Origin of the sequence: Bradyrhizobium sp. ISRA436 (assembly GCF_029910015.1) — a bacterium.
Lineage (GTDB): Bacteria > Pseudomonadota > Alphaproteobacteria > Rhizobiales > Xanthobacteraceae > Bradyrhizobium.
The window spans coordinates 5,244,859-5,261,207 of the sequence record NZ_CP094519.1; the positions used below are offsets into that span (position 1 = coordinate 5,244,859).

General features: G+C 59.6%; 14 protein-coding genes and 1 pseudogene. 6 read left to right on the forward strand and 9 right to left on the reverse strand.

Annotation, left to right across the window (positions count from 1 at the left end; all coding sequences use genetic code 11):
* Window positions 1-8 precede the first annotated feature (8 nt).
* The 5 genes and pseudogenes from MTX23_RS24640 to MTX23_RS24660 form a co-directional block, all read right to left on the reverse strand.
* The gene (locus MTX23_RS24640) at window positions 9-1,235 is read right to left on the reverse strand and encodes an acyl-CoA dehydrogenase family protein (RefSeq protein WP_280972755.1); all 1,227 of its coding nucleotides are present in this window, start codon (window positions 1,233-1,235) and stop codon (window positions 9-11) included.
* 323 nt (window positions 1,236-1,558) lie between these two features.
* A complete protein-coding gene (locus MTX23_RS24645) occupies window positions 1,559-2,170 on the reverse strand; it encodes a GSU2403 family nucleotidyltransferase fold protein (RefSeq protein ID WP_280972756.1) in 612 nt (203 codons plus the stop codon).
* An 899-nt stretch (window positions 2,171-3,069) separates the two neighbouring features.
* Window positions 3,070-3,522, reverse strand: a pseudogene (locus MTX23_RS24650) (ABC transporter substrate-binding protein); the annotation flags it as partial.
* A 529-nt stretch (window positions 3,523-4,051) separates the two neighbouring features.
* Window positions 4,052-5,248 carry a CoA transferase gene (locus MTX23_RS24655; protein WP_280972757.1) on the reverse strand — a complete coding sequence of 399 codons (1,197 nt, stop codon included), beginning with the start codon at window positions 5,246-5,248 and terminating at the stop codon, window positions 4,052-4,054.
* Between the two features lie 108 nt (window positions 5,249-5,356).
* A complete protein-coding gene (locus MTX23_RS24660) occupies window positions 5,357-6,568 on the reverse strand; it encodes an ABC transporter substrate-binding protein (protein ID WP_280978173.1) in 1,212 nt (403 codons plus the stop codon).
* A 454-nt stretch (window positions 6,569-7,022) separates the two neighbouring features.
* Here MTX23_RS24660 and MTX23_RS24665 point away from each other — a divergent pair, with 454 nt between their 5' ends.
* The 3 genes from MTX23_RS24665 (at window position 7,023) to MTX23_RS24675 (ending at window position 8,953) form a co-directional block, all read left to right on the forward strand.
* A complete protein-coding gene (locus MTX23_RS24665; RefSeq protein WP_280972758.1) occupies window positions 7,023-7,442 on the forward strand; it encodes a GntR family transcriptional regulator in 420 nt (139 codons plus the stop codon).
* 22 nt (window positions 7,443-7,464) lie between these two features.
* Window positions 7,465-7,779: an FCD domain-containing protein gene (locus MTX23_RS24670; RefSeq protein ID WP_280972759.1), complete on the forward strand. Its 315-nt coding sequence runs from the start codon at window positions 7,465-7,467 to the stop codon at window positions 7,777-7,779.
* A 328-nt stretch (window positions 7,780-8,107) separates the two neighbouring features.
* Complete coding sequence (locus tag MTX23_RS24675) at window positions 8,108-8,953, forward strand: helix-turn-helix domain-containing protein (protein WP_280972761.1); 846 nt, start codon at window positions 8,108-8,110, stop codon at window positions 8,951-8,953.
* On the opposite strand, the gene MTX23_RS24680 is transcribed toward MTX23_RS24675, so the two are convergent.
* Genes MTX23_RS24680 through MTX23_RS24695 form a run of 4 tightly spaced genes read right to left on the reverse strand, consistent with a single transcriptional unit; the run spans window position 8,950 to window position 13,294 of the window.
* Window positions 8,950-10,041 (reverse strand): acyl-CoA dehydrogenase, encoded by a 1,092-nt coding sequence (locus tag MTX23_RS24680; protein WP_280972763.1) that lies wholly within the window; start codon window positions 10,039-10,041, stop codon window positions 8,950-8,952. The genes MTX23_RS24675 and MTX23_RS24680 overlap by 4 nt on opposite strands.
* A 12-nt stretch (window positions 10,042-10,053) precedes the next feature.
* The gene (locus tag MTX23_RS24685) at window positions 10,054-11,202 is read right to left on the reverse strand and encodes an acyl-CoA dehydrogenase family protein (RefSeq protein WP_280972764.1); all 1,149 of its coding nucleotides are present in this window, start codon (window positions 11,200-11,202) and stop codon (window positions 10,054-10,056) included.
* 49 nt (window positions 11,203-11,251) lie between these two features.
* Complete coding sequence (locus MTX23_RS24690) at window positions 11,252-12,049, reverse strand: crotonase/enoyl-CoA hydratase family protein (RefSeq protein WP_280972765.1); 798 nt, start codon at window positions 12,047-12,049, stop codon at window positions 11,252-11,254.
* Window positions 12,050-12,058: 9 nt separating this feature from the next.
* Window positions 12,059-13,294, reverse strand: a complete 1,236-nt coding sequence (locus tag MTX23_RS24695; RefSeq protein ID WP_348637505.1) for a CoA transferase — start codon at window positions 13,292-13,294, stop codon at window positions 12,059-12,061.
* Window positions 13,295-13,478: 184 nt separating this feature from the next.
* Here MTX23_RS24695 and dctP point away from each other — a divergent pair, with 184 nt between their 5' ends.
* From dctP to MTX23_RS24710, 3 genes are read left to right on the forward strand one after another with little or no spacing between them, the layout of a single operon-like run.
* On the forward strand, window positions 13,479-14,483 hold the full coding sequence (dctP, locus tag MTX23_RS24700) for a TRAP transporter substrate-binding protein DctP (RefSeq protein ID WP_280972767.1): 1,005 nt from the start codon (window positions 13,479-13,481) through the stop codon (window positions 14,481-14,483).
* A gap of 6 nt (window positions 14,484-14,489) precedes the next feature.
* Window positions 14,490-15,044, forward strand: a complete 555-nt coding sequence (locus tag MTX23_RS24705) for a TRAP transporter small permease (RefSeq protein WP_280972768.1) — start codon at window positions 14,490-14,492, stop codon at window positions 15,042-15,044.
* A gap of 59 nt (window positions 15,045-15,103) precedes the next feature.
* Window positions 15,104-16,348, forward strand: coding sequence for a TRAP transporter large permease (locus MTX23_RS24710; protein WP_280978174.1), 1,245 nt, complete (start codon window positions 15,104-15,106; stop codon window positions 16,346-16,348).
* Window position 16,349: the final 1 nt, after the last annotated feature.

Genomic DNA, 16,349 nt, shown 5'->3' on the forward strand with positions numbered 1-16,349 from the left:
CGGCAACCTCAAAGCGTCAGGTTCTCGGATGGCAGCCCTAGCGCAACCCGCCCGTAATTGGTCCCTGCCGCGTCGAAATTGAATGCGAGGTGAGAATTCACCGCGTGAGCGTCGCGGAATTGGCGCTGCAAGGCTCCTGACGTGAACAGGCTGCGGGCTCCGCTCGCAGTAAATAGGAGAGACACGGCATCGGTGCACAAATTGACCGAGAAAGCACCGTCACGCCGCAGTTTCGTTTTTGCGGCAATATCTGGAATGTGCCCCTGCCGAACTTCCGCGAGTACGTTGATGCAACTGGTGCGCATGATCAGGCGCGCTGCATCTATCTTCGCCGACGCCTCGGCGATCTTGATCTGTGTACTCTGCAAGTCACCGATCTTGGCTCGGTTGTATGTCGAAGCGCGATGGTGCGCGATCTCCACGTAATCGTCCAGGCAGGCCTGGGCATTTCCCAACCCGACTCCCGACAGCACGTACGGAAACAACGAGAACACCGGGAGCGCGTAGAGCGCATTCGGATTGACCGCACTGCCCGGCGTTGGACCTCCCGCCAGGTCCCTCAGCGCGACCGTCATATGTTCCGGTACGAATGCATCCGTCACTTGAACATCGTTGGATCCGGTTCCACGCAAGCCTGTCGCATTCCACGTATCGTTGATCTGGTAGTCTCGCCTGTTCAACAAGAACAACCGGTACTCGATCCCGTCCGCCTCGTCGTCGGTCTCAACGACACTGGCAAGCATATTCCAGTCACATGCCTCCACTCCGGACGAGAACGGCCAATGACCATCCAATAGGTATCCGCCATCGACCCTCCTGGCGCGACCGGCCGGGAAAATGAACGACGACGCGATCAGTGTGTCGGGATCCTTGCCCCACACGGTGCTCTGCGCCTCCGGGGTGAACATCCCCAGCATCCAGTGATGGCTCGCAAGATTGGCAAAGTTCCATGAAACGGAAGCGTCGCCCTGAGCCAAGGCATCAGAGCAATCGACCAGGGCGACATAGTCGAGTTCACTTCCGCCGATACGACAGGGCTGCAGGATCCGAAACAGGCCATTCTCATGAAGATCCCGCATGGTCTCTGACGGCAGTTGCCGCAACTCCTCGGTCTGCGGAGCCCGTTCTCGCAATGCGGGAACAAGCGCCTTGGCCCGCGCGATCATGACCGAATATTTGTCTGGACCGGGCCCTGGCGGCATAGTCGTGTCAAGCCCGGGGCCAACCTCAACCATTGGCGTTTCCTTCGTTCGACCCGGTATTCCGGACGAGGACGAACCTGCGGAATAGTTTATCGGGCGATCAACAGAGATCAAGGTCGGTAAGCCGTTGCTTTCTGCACCATTTCACGCTTGTCCTGCAACGCCGGGCAGCGGGCAGATCCAGTCGAGCGGGCTTATCGGCACCGGGCCGGCTGCGATCGCGGCGACACAATCGTCGAGCACGGGGATGTGGCGGCAGGATGCCGGTCGACGTGAACCTGGAGCCATCGCTCGAGCCCGGTCAAGCGGCGCTGGCACCGAAAGCCTGACACGGTACCCGGCCTGCCCCCAGCAAGTCACGTTGGACCGGGGCTGGCCTCGCCTGAGGACTTATCTTCAAGATCGTAGTCAGTGGGTTCAGAGCCGAGTTCGCTTCCCCCTTTCGCTAACTCGTTTCGCAATGGTTTCTGAAAGTCATCATCATAGGTCGCAATGATTGTGCGGATCGCGGCTTTCCATTGATCGCCACGATCCCATGCCTCCATGAACGCAGAAGCAAGATCAGCATGCTGCCGATTCTCGATCATTGCCTCAATGATCGATCTTGCCTGAAGCCGATCCTTCGCGCTCTTGGCCCTCCCGTTGCGATCTTGCTTCCGACGGGATCCAACGATGATTTTGTGGATGGCATATCTCTCTGGAGGTGGAATGAGAACTGGCACGCCTGCACCGTGCAGCAGCACGGCGCGGAGGGGCTCGTAGGTCAGATAATCGAGAAAGCGCGGCGGAATTGCCGACGCGCCACCGAGTGCCGGCATCGGGACTGGCTTGCCTGCTTGGTCGTTGCGCCACTGGTTCGGCGTTGAAATTGCCCTCGATACGAATTGGGCGGAAGCCCTGCCATCGGCCTGACTCGGAATCTCGCGAAAGGTCTGGTCGACCTGTCGAAGCACCTTCAGGATGGCCAAGAGCAGAAAGACCTCATTAAGCAGAGGCTGCGCGAGATCGAAACGGCACTCCGGATGGGCCGATGGACGACCTCTGTTGAGTTGCGGCCGCGAGCCGGCGGCATTTGGCAAACCACAACCGGAACGATTGTCGACGCATGAGCCGACGTCGACTTATACAGTAACGAAATCTATTCCTCCTCGAGCTCAGGGACGTCCCACAACAACAAGGTCAAAGCGATTAGCGATGGAGTCCAAGCCAGCATGGCTCCCAATGCGATAGCCTGCAGTGTTGTCATGATCAACTCCGGGGTGGTCCGGCCCAAGTCACGCGAACCCGGGACTGAAGCAAAACGAAGAGACCGCCGGCGCTGGACAGCTGCCTCCCGGACCCGCCTCAAATGTCTTCGACATGAAGGCCCCTTACCCCGGGTCCACCACAATAAAGCGCCGGATGAGCCCCACAGTGAAGTCACCTCTGACTCGAAGGGATGTGGAACAATTGTAGCATTGCGGGCGCGACACACTTGAGACGAGCGCAATACGGGCCTTGCCCGCTTGACGACGGCCTCGTCAACGACATGAATTTCTGACTATCTGAAATCTTTCGCTCATCCTTGGCGAAACTCACGCTCCGATTGGCTTCCAGCGCTGCGACAGCCTCCCCAAGCTCAAGCGCTTCGACAAGGCTCGCCTATTGGCGCGGAGCTACCACCACAATCATCGTGCGGATGGCATCCGCGGTCAGAAAATCTCGGCCGAACAGTCCGTAGACCGTGTCCCCAAGTGTGGCCGATTTTCACCTGTGTAGAGAGCTTCCGCAATCCCACCGAGATTGGCGACGGTGCCGGCGCTCCGAATAATGTCGGCTTGTCGATCCTAGCCTTCAGCCCATCCGGCCCATCGGGATCGCGAGAGGCCCACGGGAAGTTCTTGGGATCGCCAAACTTGGTCGCGCCGGAAGCAATAAAGAGCTGCGGCACTTTCTTAATGTTCATGTACTTCATGATCGCTGAATTGGTCGGCGCGCCGAGCGGGAAGAAGATCAAGTCGACTTCGTCGCCCTCAGCCAGCTTACTCGCCTGTTCAACAGTTTTCGGCGGGCTATAGGCATCGTCATAGCTGATGAATTTAAATCTTGCGGCCGTTGATGCCTCCCAGATCGTTTACCATGTTGAAGTAGGCGTCTGATAGTTTGCCGCGCACCGCATAGATGCCGGCCCGCTATAGGCGCAAATGTTGCCTACCCTGATTTCGCGCGAAGTTTCGGCGACCGCACGCCCCCCAAATGCCGCAAGTCCAATGGACGAACCCGCCCCGGCAAGCAAACGTCGACGACTGATTGCATAGGGATCGCGACCGTTGCGGGACATTGACACTCCTCCGTTGTTGTTCTCACTATCATTGTGAGTGTTCATCGCCGTATCGATTGGGTACGGCGTCTTTAACGTCCGGTAATATGCACGGCTTCGATCGAATGTGTTCTTCGCGATCTAGCGTTTGCCGATTCAGGTCAGAAGCGGAATCCGTGTTATGTTTTCGATGAGACCCGCGAGTATGTGAGATAAGGTCGGTCGACGACACTTGCGTCTACTGGCTGCGGATGCATGCACAACGACCATTGCGGTATGAGAAAACCGATAGCCGGCACGATGTGTTTCATCGTGCAAAATTGGCTCTGACTTACCATTGGAGACGCGGGGTAGAACGGACCAGAGCAATCTCCATCAGAGCAATAAACGATAGAAGAACGCAGCAGCGGCCAAGCGGAGCGTCACCGGGGCACGGGAGCGCATTCGACTCCTGCCCTCACGCATCTACCGGTGCCCATTAGGAAGGAAATCACGATGTCGAAGCTGAGATCGTGAGCCGGCCAGGTCTTCGAAGACTCGGCCGTCGGACCTACGGCATAAGACCAATCGCTTTGCGTTCTACAAGGGCCTGGATGTCAGCTTCGCTCAGCCCAACTTCGAGCAACACTTCGCGCGAGTGCTCTCCAAGGCGAGGCGGCATGCGGTGCATGCCGGCTGGACTTTCAGAGAATTTCGTTGCCGGTCGAGCCTGTCGGATCCGCCCCTCGGTGGGATGATCGAGCACCGCAAACATTCCGACCGCCGCGAGATGCGCTTGCTCACTGATCTCGGCCAGCTTGGCAAAGGCTGCGTGAGGTACGTCCAGTCGCAGCAACAATTCCTCCCACTCGGCCGTGGTGCGCGTTGGTCCAATTTCGCTCATGCGGTCGTAGATCTTGTCGATGTTCTGCGAGCGCAGCACAGGATCCCTGACCGAAAGCTCCTCGATCAGCTCAGGGCGGCCAACGGCTTCAAAAAAGGCACACCAATTGTCCCCCGAATACGGGAGCATCGTCAGCCAGCCATCCTTCGTCCGTACCGGGCGCCGTTCCTTCATACGTTTGTACCCGGTCGGCCCGATTGGCGGATCAAACGCATGTCCCCCCAACATTTCGATACTGTTGAAGGCCGCGACCGTTTCCAGCATCGGCACCTCGACCATCTGGCCCTGGCCCGTGCGCTCGCGCCGGAACAGCGCTGCGGACACAGCGCCAACCATTGCCAAGGCGCAGATCTTGTCACCGACCAGGCTCGGGACGAATTCCGGCTGCTCGACCGATCCGATGGATGATGCGAGACCCGATGCCGCCTGGATGATCTCATCGAATGCCGGACGAGCCGCCCACGGACCGTCCTGGCCAAAGCCGGTCGCCGCGGCATAGATCAGTCGCGGATTGAGCTGCCTGCAGGCATCATAACCGAAACCAAGCCTGGCCAGAGCAGCCGGTCTCACATTGGTGACCAGTACGTCGACCGTCGGGATCAGTCGCTGCAGTACCGTCTTGCCGTCCGGATGCTTCAGATCGAGCGCCAGGCTACGCTTGTTCCGATTGACCGCCATGAACTGCCCGCTCATGCCGCGATTTCGAAACTGACCAGTATATCGCCAAGCCTCACCCGTCAGCGGCTCCACCTTGATAACGTCCGCGCCCCAATCGCCGAGCATTTGAGCCGCATAGGGACCAAACAGCACGCTCGTCAGATCGAGAATACGAATACCACTGAGTGGGCCGGTCGGTGTTTTCATCTTTTTCACTGTCACTTGAAGAACTGCCGAGCAATCGAAGCAAACGCGTCCGCGACGAGGGACGTGCGGGCGGAGGCAAGCACCCACCCGCTTCAAACAACGCAGAGCCTACTCACCCAGAACGTCGCCAAACAGCTCCCACGACTTCCCGTTGAATCGCGCCATCTGCAATTGCCTGATTGGTGTGAGCTGATCGGCCGAGGTGTTCAGCTTGATACCTGGCAGGAGCATCGGCAGCTCGACGTCCTTGAATGACTGCGTTTGCTTCATCAGGTTCGATCTCGTCAGATCGTTGCCGGCGCGTTGCAGCACCAATTCCATCATCTGCGCCATCGTGTAGCCGGTCACGTTGAAGACATCGGCGGGATCCGCTCCCGGGTTGTAGGTCTTCATCCATTCTCGCCAAGCTTTCATTCCCGGATCATCGGCCCAGCGCGGATCGCCAGGATCCTTCAGGAATGCGCCGGTGACAATGCCGACAGCGTTGTCCAGCCCGGCCGGTGTCAGCACGGAGCCGACGGAATTGGAGACCGTCGGAAGAATGATCTGAGGCTTCCAGCCAAGCTCGGCGGCCTTCTTGATCGCTTGTGCCGCGAATTTCGGCGTGCATTCATCGAACAAGACGTCGGCGCCGGCCGACTTGAACCTGACGATCTGAGAGTCCACGGTCGGATCGGAGGTCTCGTAAACAGCCTCTGACACGATCTGGTTGACGTGCTCGCCGAGCCCCTCCTTGAATCCGGCCAGATAGTCACGCCCGGGATCCTCGTTCGGCGTGATGACGGCAATCTTGGCGTCTGGCTTGTTCGCCAAGATCCACTTGGCATAGATGCGGCCTTCGGTGCGATACGTCGGCTGTGAACCAGTCGTCCAGGGGAAGTGCTTCGGATCATTCCACCGGCTTGCGCCGCTCGATGGAAAGAGCTGGGGGACCTTCTTGCCGTTCAGGTACTTCTGTGCAGCGATGTTCGGGCCTGTCCCAAGCATTGAGAACATCGCCAACACTTCGTCGCTTTCGACCAAGCGACGCACCTGCTCAACCGTCTTCGGCGGCGAATAGGCATCATCCATGCTGATGAGCTCGACCTTCCGGCCGTTAATGCCACCTCTCTCGTTGACCATTTTGAAGTAGGCAATTTCGGCTCGGCCGATCGCAGAATAGGCGGAAGCTGGTCCCGAATAGGGCATAGTCTGCCCCAGCTTGATGGTCGTATCATTTGCTCCGGTATCATAGGTCCCGGCCGCTCTGGCCGAGGCGGCCCCCAAGGTCGCAACCAGGACTACAGCCCCGCGGACCAGTCTGGCTTGAATTCCCAGCATGCTCAGCATCTCCTTCCTAGGCAAAGCGTATCGACGCGCGGGCTCACAGGCCGCAGCGCCCTCCACTTCTATTCTTGGCTTTCATCGGCCGCGCCGTTACGAAGGCTCGACCTCCAGTGCGCCCCACATTCTGAACTGCAGAAACGCGAGTGGCGACAAAGCACACGTTAGAACGAGAGTATCGCCTAATGTTTGCGACGGTACACATACCTTGTTTGGGAATCGCGAGATGTATCGAAGAATTCAGATGCGCATGCGCCTGTTGCATGCGGGACGGGGCGGGTGCTGCGGTCCCTAGTCCGGAGCTTCCCTTTCGAAAGAGGGGAGCCGATCCATTCCCTCCTCCGAAAGTTCGGATGTCGACCTGCTCTGCAACTGCAAGCGCGTCGTCCATCGCGGTCGGGCTTCGCTATCGCAAGACGGTGGGAATCATCTTCTTTTCCGGCATGGATTCGTGGAGCAGCGGCGTGCCGGCCGCCCATTCGCCGCCGACGCCGAACCCGACCAGGCTTTTATGCATACATTGTCAACCAAATTGAATACGGAGAGCAAGATGAGCCGATCGCTGCGACGTCAGCGGGTCGAGCAGCTCGAGGGCGAGATCGCTGCCGGCGCGCTGCAGCCGGGCACGCATATTGATGAGCGCTCCATCGGCGAGCGGTTCGGCATTTCGCGCACGCCGGCCCGCGAGGTGCTCGTCGAGCTGTCCGCCGCAGGGCTGGTCCGCTTCGTGCCGCGCCGCGGCGCGGTCGTCATCAGCATGGCCCCGCAGGAGATCGTCTCGATGGTGGAAGTGCTAGTGGCGCTCGAAGGCGAGGCGGCTTCGCTTGCGACGGCGGATGGAGCCGTCCGAGCGGATAGCGATTGCTCGTGACTATGCAGACCGCACCGAGCATGTGGACGATCTTTCCACCGACGACTATTCGGCGATCAATCGCGCCTTTCACGAGGCGATCTATGTCGGCTGCCGCAACAGCTATCTTGCGACCGAGATCAAGAAGCTGCGTGCGCGGCTTTCGCCCCATCTGCGCGGCAATTTCGTCGCCCGCGCGCGGTTGCCGTCATCTCACGCCGAGCACCAGGCCGTGCTTGCCGCCATTGCATCCTACGACGAGAAAGCCGCCGAGCTCGCCATGCGCGAACATCTGCTCAACGGCGGAAAGCTGTTTGCGGACATGCTCGCGAACTTGAACGCGAGGCCGGCCGACTAGCGGTGGAGCGGACTTTGTGGAATTCGAATCTCTTCGTCTCTCCGCTGTCTGAAATATGGACGAGCTTCAGGCTATTCACCGGACGGGATACGCAATTTCGTTCGGACGAATCTCGCTCGGCGCCGGCATCGTCTGCGTCGCATTACCGCGCGGACCATTGGAGCAACCGATCGGCCTTGAATCGGTGGGTTGTCCTCCGCACTTATCTCGCGCGACGCCCGCCAAATCTTGTCGATTGTACGTGACGCCGCCGGAGATTTGGGGAAAACTTCGTGGCGACGCGCCCCAAGCGTCTAACACCAAAAAGACGAGACGTTTGCGACGATAAATGGTCAAACAGACAATGCCTAAGCGCAAGATTAAGATCACCGCGGACAGTCACATTACGGAAGCAACGAGCTATGGCCCGCCAGCGGCAGGCTCTGTCAAGTCAGCGGGCCGCGTGCTTCGAATTCTCGAATTCTTCGACGAGATCCAGCGCGATGCGCGGGTGGCCGAAGTGGCCGAACGCCTGGCGTTTCCGCAATCGTCAACCTCCATTCTCCTCAACTGTCTCGTTGAGCTGGGATACATGGACTATCTGCCTGAAAGTCGCAGCTTCCTGCCCTCACCGCGCGTCACGCTCCTCGGGACGTGGCTGGACAAGGGTCCGGTCAGAAACGGCAGTCTGGTCAGGATGCTTGAAGAGCTGTCTCAAAAGACCGGTGATACCGTCATTATTGCCGCCCGCAGCGGCATTTTCGCACAGTATATCCATGTGCTGCAGGCGCGCTCCGCGATGCGCTTCCACGTTCCGCCGGGATCACGACGGCTGGTGGTATGGTCGGCCACGGGCTTTTCGCTGCTGACGGGATGCAACGACAAGGAAATACGTGGCCTCTGCACACGCACCAACGCGGAGGCGGCGTTCGGAATACCTCGCATCGACATCAATCAGGTGCTGGAGAACGTCAGCCGGACACGCCGTGACGGCTACTTCTTCTCGGCGGGGCTGGTGACGCCTGGCGCTGGATCGATTGCCGTTCCCCTGCCTGACGGCATCGATGGATGGAATCGCGCGCTTGCTGTCGCAGTGTCGGGGCCCCTGGAAGACATCGCACGACGACAGACCGGAATCGTCGCGTTGCTCAATGATGTGGTGCATCGCTATCTGCGGCCACTGTCTTCGGACTAGGCAGCGCCAGCGACCCTCGGCCGGTCCACCAGCAACGGCCAAAACCGCTCCCCGCCCTCCGCACAAACCATCCGGCCGATCCGCTCCTGCCACCACGGTTCGGCACCCCATTCGTCACGCCACGACCACAGCCGACGGCTCGCGTAGTGCAGCGGATGCTCCTGAGTGAATCCCATCGCTCCGTGCACCTGATGACAAATTGCGGCGACTTGTCCGGCAGCCTCGCCACAGCGGGACTTTGCAATCGCCACGGCAAGCACATCATCGCCCAGCCGCTCTGCTTCGACGAGCGTGTCCCCTGCTGCGGATGCTGCGGCAAAATGGCCAGCGGCAATCGCCAACATGTGCTGGATAGCCTGAAATTTGCTGATTGGTCGGCCGAATTGCACCCGTTCATTGGCGTACGCCAATGCATAGTCCATGCAACGCTCCATCCCTCCAATCATCTGCTGCACACGGATGGCCGCGCCGAATGGCATCAAGCCCTCCGCGGTGAGGTAGGCTGGCGAGGGCAACACGTCGCTCGCGGTGAGATGAACTCCGTCAAATTCGATGTCTTCGCGCGGCTCATAGGCGACGTTCCGTCGCTTCTTGCTTGAGCGGACCTTTGCGGTCGGCACACGACAGAGGTATGCCTTTCCGCCTGCGTCGCGTGCAAACACCAGCGCATTCGACGCTTGCTTGCCCCACGGAACATGGCGTGCGATGCCGTGGAGCGTTACACCGGTCGCACCCGACGCAAGTGTAATACGATCCTGGTGATTGACCGGCGCAAGCGTCACGGCTCCTTCGATGACCTTGCCGCCGGCGTCGGTCCAGAGAGCGTTGGCCATCATGGTTTCGGCCAGCGGAAGCGGGACAGAATGAAATGCGGATCGACGGATCAAACTCGCTACAACGCCTGACGCAAGCTCGACGCCGCCTTTCGTTTCCGGCACCAGTGCCAGCGGCAGGCCCGCATCTTCCAGTGCACCCCACAGTGTGTCCGGCCAGTGACCTGCATCGGCCTCGGACAGAACCTTCTTGTCGATCTGTTGCTGAAACAGACGGTCTGCCTGCTCGAGCACGATGAAGGACATATTTTCCATGGCACGCTCCCTTCAGCGCAAACCGAGACCGCGGGCAATCATCCCCCGCAGTATCTCGGGCGTCCCCCCGCGGATAGTGAATGAGGGCGCGTGCAGCAGAACGTGCGCCAACCCTTGAGAGTATTCGTCATCGTCATCGAGGCTCGGCTCTACCGGCAGGGTCTTGCGAACGATTTCCGGGACTTCTCGTTCGAATGCAGTGCCGACGTCCTTGACCAGCGCGGCTTCGGTGACCGGGCTCTCACCCCGCTCAAGAAGCCCGGCGATCGAGGACGACATCCTGCGCAGCGTGGCGAAGTGAGCTGCTAACCGCCCGATCTCCACCGCTTGACGTTCGTTCGGTTCGCGTCCGACCTTGTCGATCAGCTCGACGAGCAGCCTGACGTCGGACATGAAGCGATCCGGACCGGCTCGCTCGAACGCCAGTTCGCCGGTGACGCGCGTCCAGCCTTCGCCCGGTTTGCCGATCATCATGTCATCGGACACGAAGCAGTTCTTGAAGAACACCTCGTTGAACTCGTGTCCTCCCGACAAATTCATGATCGGCCTGATCTCAATGCCCTGCGAGGCCGTATCCACAATGAACTGGGACAGGCCGGCATGACGATCCTGGCCAGGCGGCTCGGTGCGGGCCAGTACGATCAGGTAGTGGACGCGATGCGCGTTCGATGTCCAGATCTTGGCGCCATTGATCATCCACCCGCCGTCAACCCGGTCCGCCTTGGTTCGGGCAGCCGCGAGGTCCGATCCGGACTCCGGCTCGCTCATGCCGATGCCGAAATAGCATTCGCCCGCGGCGATTTTGGGCAAGATCATCTCTCTCGCGCGCTCGCTGCCGTGCTTGAGGATCTGTGGACCGGATTGCCGGTCCGCGATCCAATGAGCGCCGCCCGGCGCCCCGGCTGCCAGCATTTCTTCGGTCACGACGAACCGCTCAAGGTTGGAATACTCGCCACCGCCATATTTCTTCGGCCAGGTCATCCCGATGAAGCCCGCTTTGGCGGCGCGCCGGCTGAATTCCGGATCGAATGTCGACCAGGACGTCCGGTGCGCGGCGTAGCGGGCATGCTTGCGCTCGTCTTCAAGGAAAGCGCGTACCTTCCGCCGCGTCGCATCCGCTTCAGGCGGCAACGTCAGGGATTCGAACCGAAATGCCCGCAATTGAGCCTCCACTCATCGAGAGTATCTTGTTTGTCAAAGCGCCCGCCTGCTACGCGCCTCTAAAGACCGGCTTTCGCTTTTCGAGGAACGCGGTCACGGCTTCGTGCTGATCCGCGGTATGCTGCACCAGCGCCTGCATGCTCGCCGCCATTTCAAGGTGTGTTGCGAGATTGATTGCGCCGGAATCGCGAACGAGCTTCTTGCACATGCGGATCGAGTGCGGCGGGTTCGACGCGATCTGCCGAGCCATCTTGCGGGCCGAGTCCATCAGTTCGCCCCTGGGTACGACATGAGACGCCAATCCCCATGACAGCGCCTGCTCTGCCTTGATGAAGTTCCCGGTAAACGTCATCTCATAGGCACGGGACAAACCGACCACGCGAGGTAGGAACCAGGCCCCACCGTCGCCGGAAACGAGACCAACGCGCATGAAGCTTTCGGCAAACTGCGCATCATCGGCCGCGACGCGAATATCACACATCAAGGATAGATCGCATCCAGCACCGACAGCAAAGCCATTGACCGCTGCAATAACGGGCACCTCCAGGTCGTACATCGCCATCGGGATCTTCTGGATGCCGTGATGATAGCCGCGCCGGATCTCGGCTGGAATGCCCCCGAACAGTCCGGTACGGTCTCTCATCTCCTTGACGTTGCCGCCCGATGAGAAACTCTCACCCGCGCCCGTTAAGATCACGCAACTGACCGACATATCCTGGTTGATACGGTGGCAATGCGCGACAAGTGCATCGACAATGGCCGGGGACAGGGCGTTGCGCGTCTCCGGCTCGTTCAGAGTCAATGTGACCACTCCACCATCTTGTTCGTAAACTACGCTATCAGGCATATCCGGGTCTCACTTGCTTCTGCTGGTTGACTCGCTGTTGCCGTCGGTTTCTGCGACGTCCATTCCGATCTCCGCGAGGATCTCGGCAGTGTGCTCGCCCAACCGCGGCGCGTGGCGGCGCAGCCGAAATGGCGCCGAACTGAAAGACACCGGCGATCGGATCGACTTGTAGGCACCTTCCGTGGGATGTTCGGCGCGGCTGAACATACCGACCGCCTTCATGTGCTCATCATCGGGTAGGTCAGCGAGGCCGAGTACGGGCATGCAGGGAATGCTGACGTCATCGCAAAACGAGACCCACTCGGCGGTAGAATGTTTGGGAGCTTCTTGCTCGATGAGCTCGTACAGCGTCTCGAGATGGGACGCTCGTTCGACGAGCGGAAAGAAGCGGACGTCGGACTTCAACTCCGGCTGCCCGACAAAATCGAAGAAATCGCGCCAGTTGCGGTCCGAATAGGGAAGAATACACATGTACCCGTCACCGGTGCGAAACGGCTTCCGGCGCGGACTTACGACGCGGCTATAGGCGGGGGACCCGAGAGACGGCTCGAAAGCAAAGCCCAGGAGATGCTCGATATAGGCGAACTCCGCCGTGGTCTCGAACATCGGCACTTCGATCGCCTGGCCACCACCGCCACGCTCGCGATGGAACAGGGCCGCCATTACCGAATAGGCGATCGCTTGTCCCGACAGCTTATCGCACAGCACCGTAGGCATGAACGCCGGCTCGCCTCGCGCCGCCAGATGCAACGCGGCCAAGCCGGAGCCGGCCTGAATGATATCGTCGTAAGCCGCCTTGTTGCGATAAGGCCCCTTCTCGCTAAACCCATACGCGCCGCAATAAATTATGTCCGACTTGATCGCGCGGACCGCCCGATAGCTAAGTCCAAGTTTGTCGATCGCCTTGGGGCGAAGGGAGTGGACGAAGACGTCAGCGGTCGCAATCAACTTGTGAAGCGCAGTGATGCCCGAAGGCAGCTTGAGATCAAGCATGACGCTACGCTTGTTGCGGTTGAGGTGTAGGAAGCCGCCAGCCATGCCTTCATTGCGATTGGGACGATACGTGCGAAAGGAATCACCCTCCTCGCTCTCGATCTTGATCACGTCCGCGCCGAGATCGGCCATGATGTGAGTCGCGAACGGCCCCATGATCACGTTGGTAACGTCAATGACACGGATGCCGCCCAACGGGCCGTCTGCAGGGGTCGTGCTCATGCCGAAGGTCTCTCGCTCAGTTGGCCGCATTGCGACTGACGCGTGCAACACAGGACATCCAACTTCTACGTGATCGCAAATCGATCAATATGCTTCCGCATGATCGCGGCAATTATCACATATGCGATTGATTATGCCAGTTCACTCTCTTGATGGCCGATGCGCGATCAAACATAGTTTCGCCAACGACAAGAACTCAAACGGGGAGTGAACGATGAGACCGACGAGTTGCCACCGCTTTGCGGGCGCGATAGTGGGAGCAATTGCGCTGGCGAGCCTCGCGAAAGTCGGCCCAGCGGCCGCCAGCGAGCAATGGGACCTCTACGTTTACAATCCTGTCGCGACGGTAGCAGCAGTCAAGGGTATGAACGCCATCGTCGAGCAGATCGAGAAGGATACCGGCGGTGAACTGACTATCCGGCTGCACCTCGGCGGATCGCTTCCGATCAATACGACAACGATCACCCAGGCCGTCAGCGACGACGTCGTGCAGATGGGCGACGACGGATACTTCTTAGGCAATGTGCCTATTGGCGGCGTCCTGCGGCTGCCGATGCTGATCCGATCGCTTGACGAATACAAGAAGGCGGCAGACATCATGGCGCCCTATCTTGAAAAAGCGTTCGAGAAAAAAGGCGTGCTTGTGCTCGGGCAGTACCTTTACCCCTATCAGGTCGCATTTTCGAGCAAGAAGCTCACGTCGATCGCCGACATCAAAGGTCAGAAAATCCGCGTGACCTCGCCTGAGCAGGGAGAATTCATCAAGCGGCTTGGCGGCATACCCGTTACGCTTGGCGCCCCTGAAGTCCCGTCCGCGCTGGATCGCAGTATCGTCGATGGCGTGCTCACCGCCAATACAGGCGGCGGCAACACCTGGAGGGATCTGCTGAAATTCAACTATCGTCTCGGCATCAATTACTTCAACTCCGTCATCATTGTTAACAAGGATCGTTTCAGCAAGCTGTCGCCGGAGGTCCAGGCAAAGGTCCGCAAAGCGGTCACCGACAACATGCCGTTGATCACTAAAGCCATGGCAGATGAAGAAGACAGCCTCAGCAAGAAGTTCGCCGAGGGCGGGATGACGGTGACGCCGCAACAGCCGGGCGACATCGAGGCCGGCACGAAAGCGATCTCGCCTTACTGGGATGAATGGGCAAAGTCGAGGGGCCCGGATGCCGCGGCGGCCCTGAAGCAGGTTCGCGCCGCTCTCGGCCGGTGATCGATGATGGCCAAGAGCATCGAGATCAAGGAGGTGGCGCCCGATGGCGCCATCCACCTCATCGACAATGTCTCATCGGGCCCGAGTCCGGTTGAGAATGTTTCCGAGGCGCTCTGTGCCCTGTTTCTGATCGCCATGATTATCTTGATCGGATCGGAAGCGATTGCACGCAACGCGTTCTCAACATCGCTTCAGATAACAGACGAGATCGGCGGCTATCTTCTGGTGGCGACCACCTTCCTGAGCATGTCGGTCGCCGAGGCGCATGGCGCCTTTCACCGAGTTGAACTGATCCAGGCCCGCCTTGGTAGATCTGCGCGTATCGTTTCGCAGATCATCTTTGACTTGATGTCGCTGATCGCCTCAGTGCTCGTCACCTGGCAACTGGCGCGCCTGGTGATGAACTCATGGCGCTCCGAGGACGTGGCCCCCACCCCCCTGCAAACGCCGCTCTGGCTGCCGCAGACCGCAATGACGGTTGGCATGCTGTTGCTCTGCTTCGCCCTTGTGCGCACGATACTGGCCAAGATCCGCCGCCTTCAAGGGAGTCAACAGCGATGACTCCGGGCGTTGAACTTATTTTTGTCCTGGCGATCTTTATCGGCCTGCTTTGTGTGGGCATGACGATTCCGTTCGCAATCACGGTACCTTCTGTCCTTTACTTGTTGCTGCACGCAGGTTTGGCCGGACTGAAGGGCATTGGCCTGGTCAGTTGGGGCAGCATGAACAGCTTTACGCTGAGTGCGATACCGCTGTTCATCCTGATGGCCGAGATCCTCCAGGAGAGCCGCTTGAGTCTGCGCGTCTATCATGGCCTGTCGAAGCTGGTCTCGTGGATTCCCGGGGGCCTGCTGCAGACGAACATTGCAGGATGCGCGATCTTTGCTGCCATCAGCGGCTCAAGCGTGGTCACCGCCGCCTCAATCGGACGGGTCGCGCTGCCGGAACTGCAGAAGCGGAAGTACAGTCCCCGCATGTCCGCGGGGTCTTTGGCGGCGGGGGGCACGCTCGGCATCCTGGTCCCGCCGAGCATCGCCATGATCGTCTACGGCACGTTCACGGAAACCTCGGTCGCAAAGCTGTTCATGGCAGGCGTCATGCCGGGCTTGCTGCTGACCGGGATGTTCATGGCCTACATCGCCGTGCAAGCGTGGCTCAAACCCGAGACTGCTCCCGTGGAAAGTGGCGCCCGGTCGGTCCGGGAACTGCTGGCCGCTTTGCTCGACGTCGTTCCGTTCATGGTGCTGATCGGCGGTACGATCGGCAGCATCTACTCCGGCCTGGTGACGCCAACTGAGGCTGCCGCCGTTGGCTGCGTATTGGCAATGATCATTGCGGTCTTCTGGGGTGAGTTCAGTGCTGGAATCCTTTGGCGCGCACTGCAGACCACCGTGCGCGTATGCGGCAACATCCTGTTCATCGTCTATGCCGCCTTTCTGTTCTCCTACGCCATCAGCTACGCCGGCGTTGGCGAGCAGATCACCCAATTCCTGGTCAACCTCAAGCTCTCGAAGCTCGAATTCTTCTTCGCCCTGTTCGTGCTCTATACGGTGCTAGGTTGCCTGGTCGAAAGCCTCGGCATGATCGTGGTGACCGTGCCGCTGCTCTATCCCGTTCTCGTCCAGTACGGCATCGACCCGATCTGGTTCGGCGTGATCCTGGTGCTCTTCATCGAGATGGGACAGATCTCGCCGCCGATCGGCATCAATCTGTTCGTGATCCAGAGTATCTGGACCGGCAAGCTGAGCGACGTCGTCACGGGCACGATCCCGTTCCACCTGATCATGTTCGTGCTACTCGGCCTTCTGGTGATCTTTCCTGAAATCGCGATGTGGCTGCCCTCGCAAGCCACTGTCGTGCCCTAAC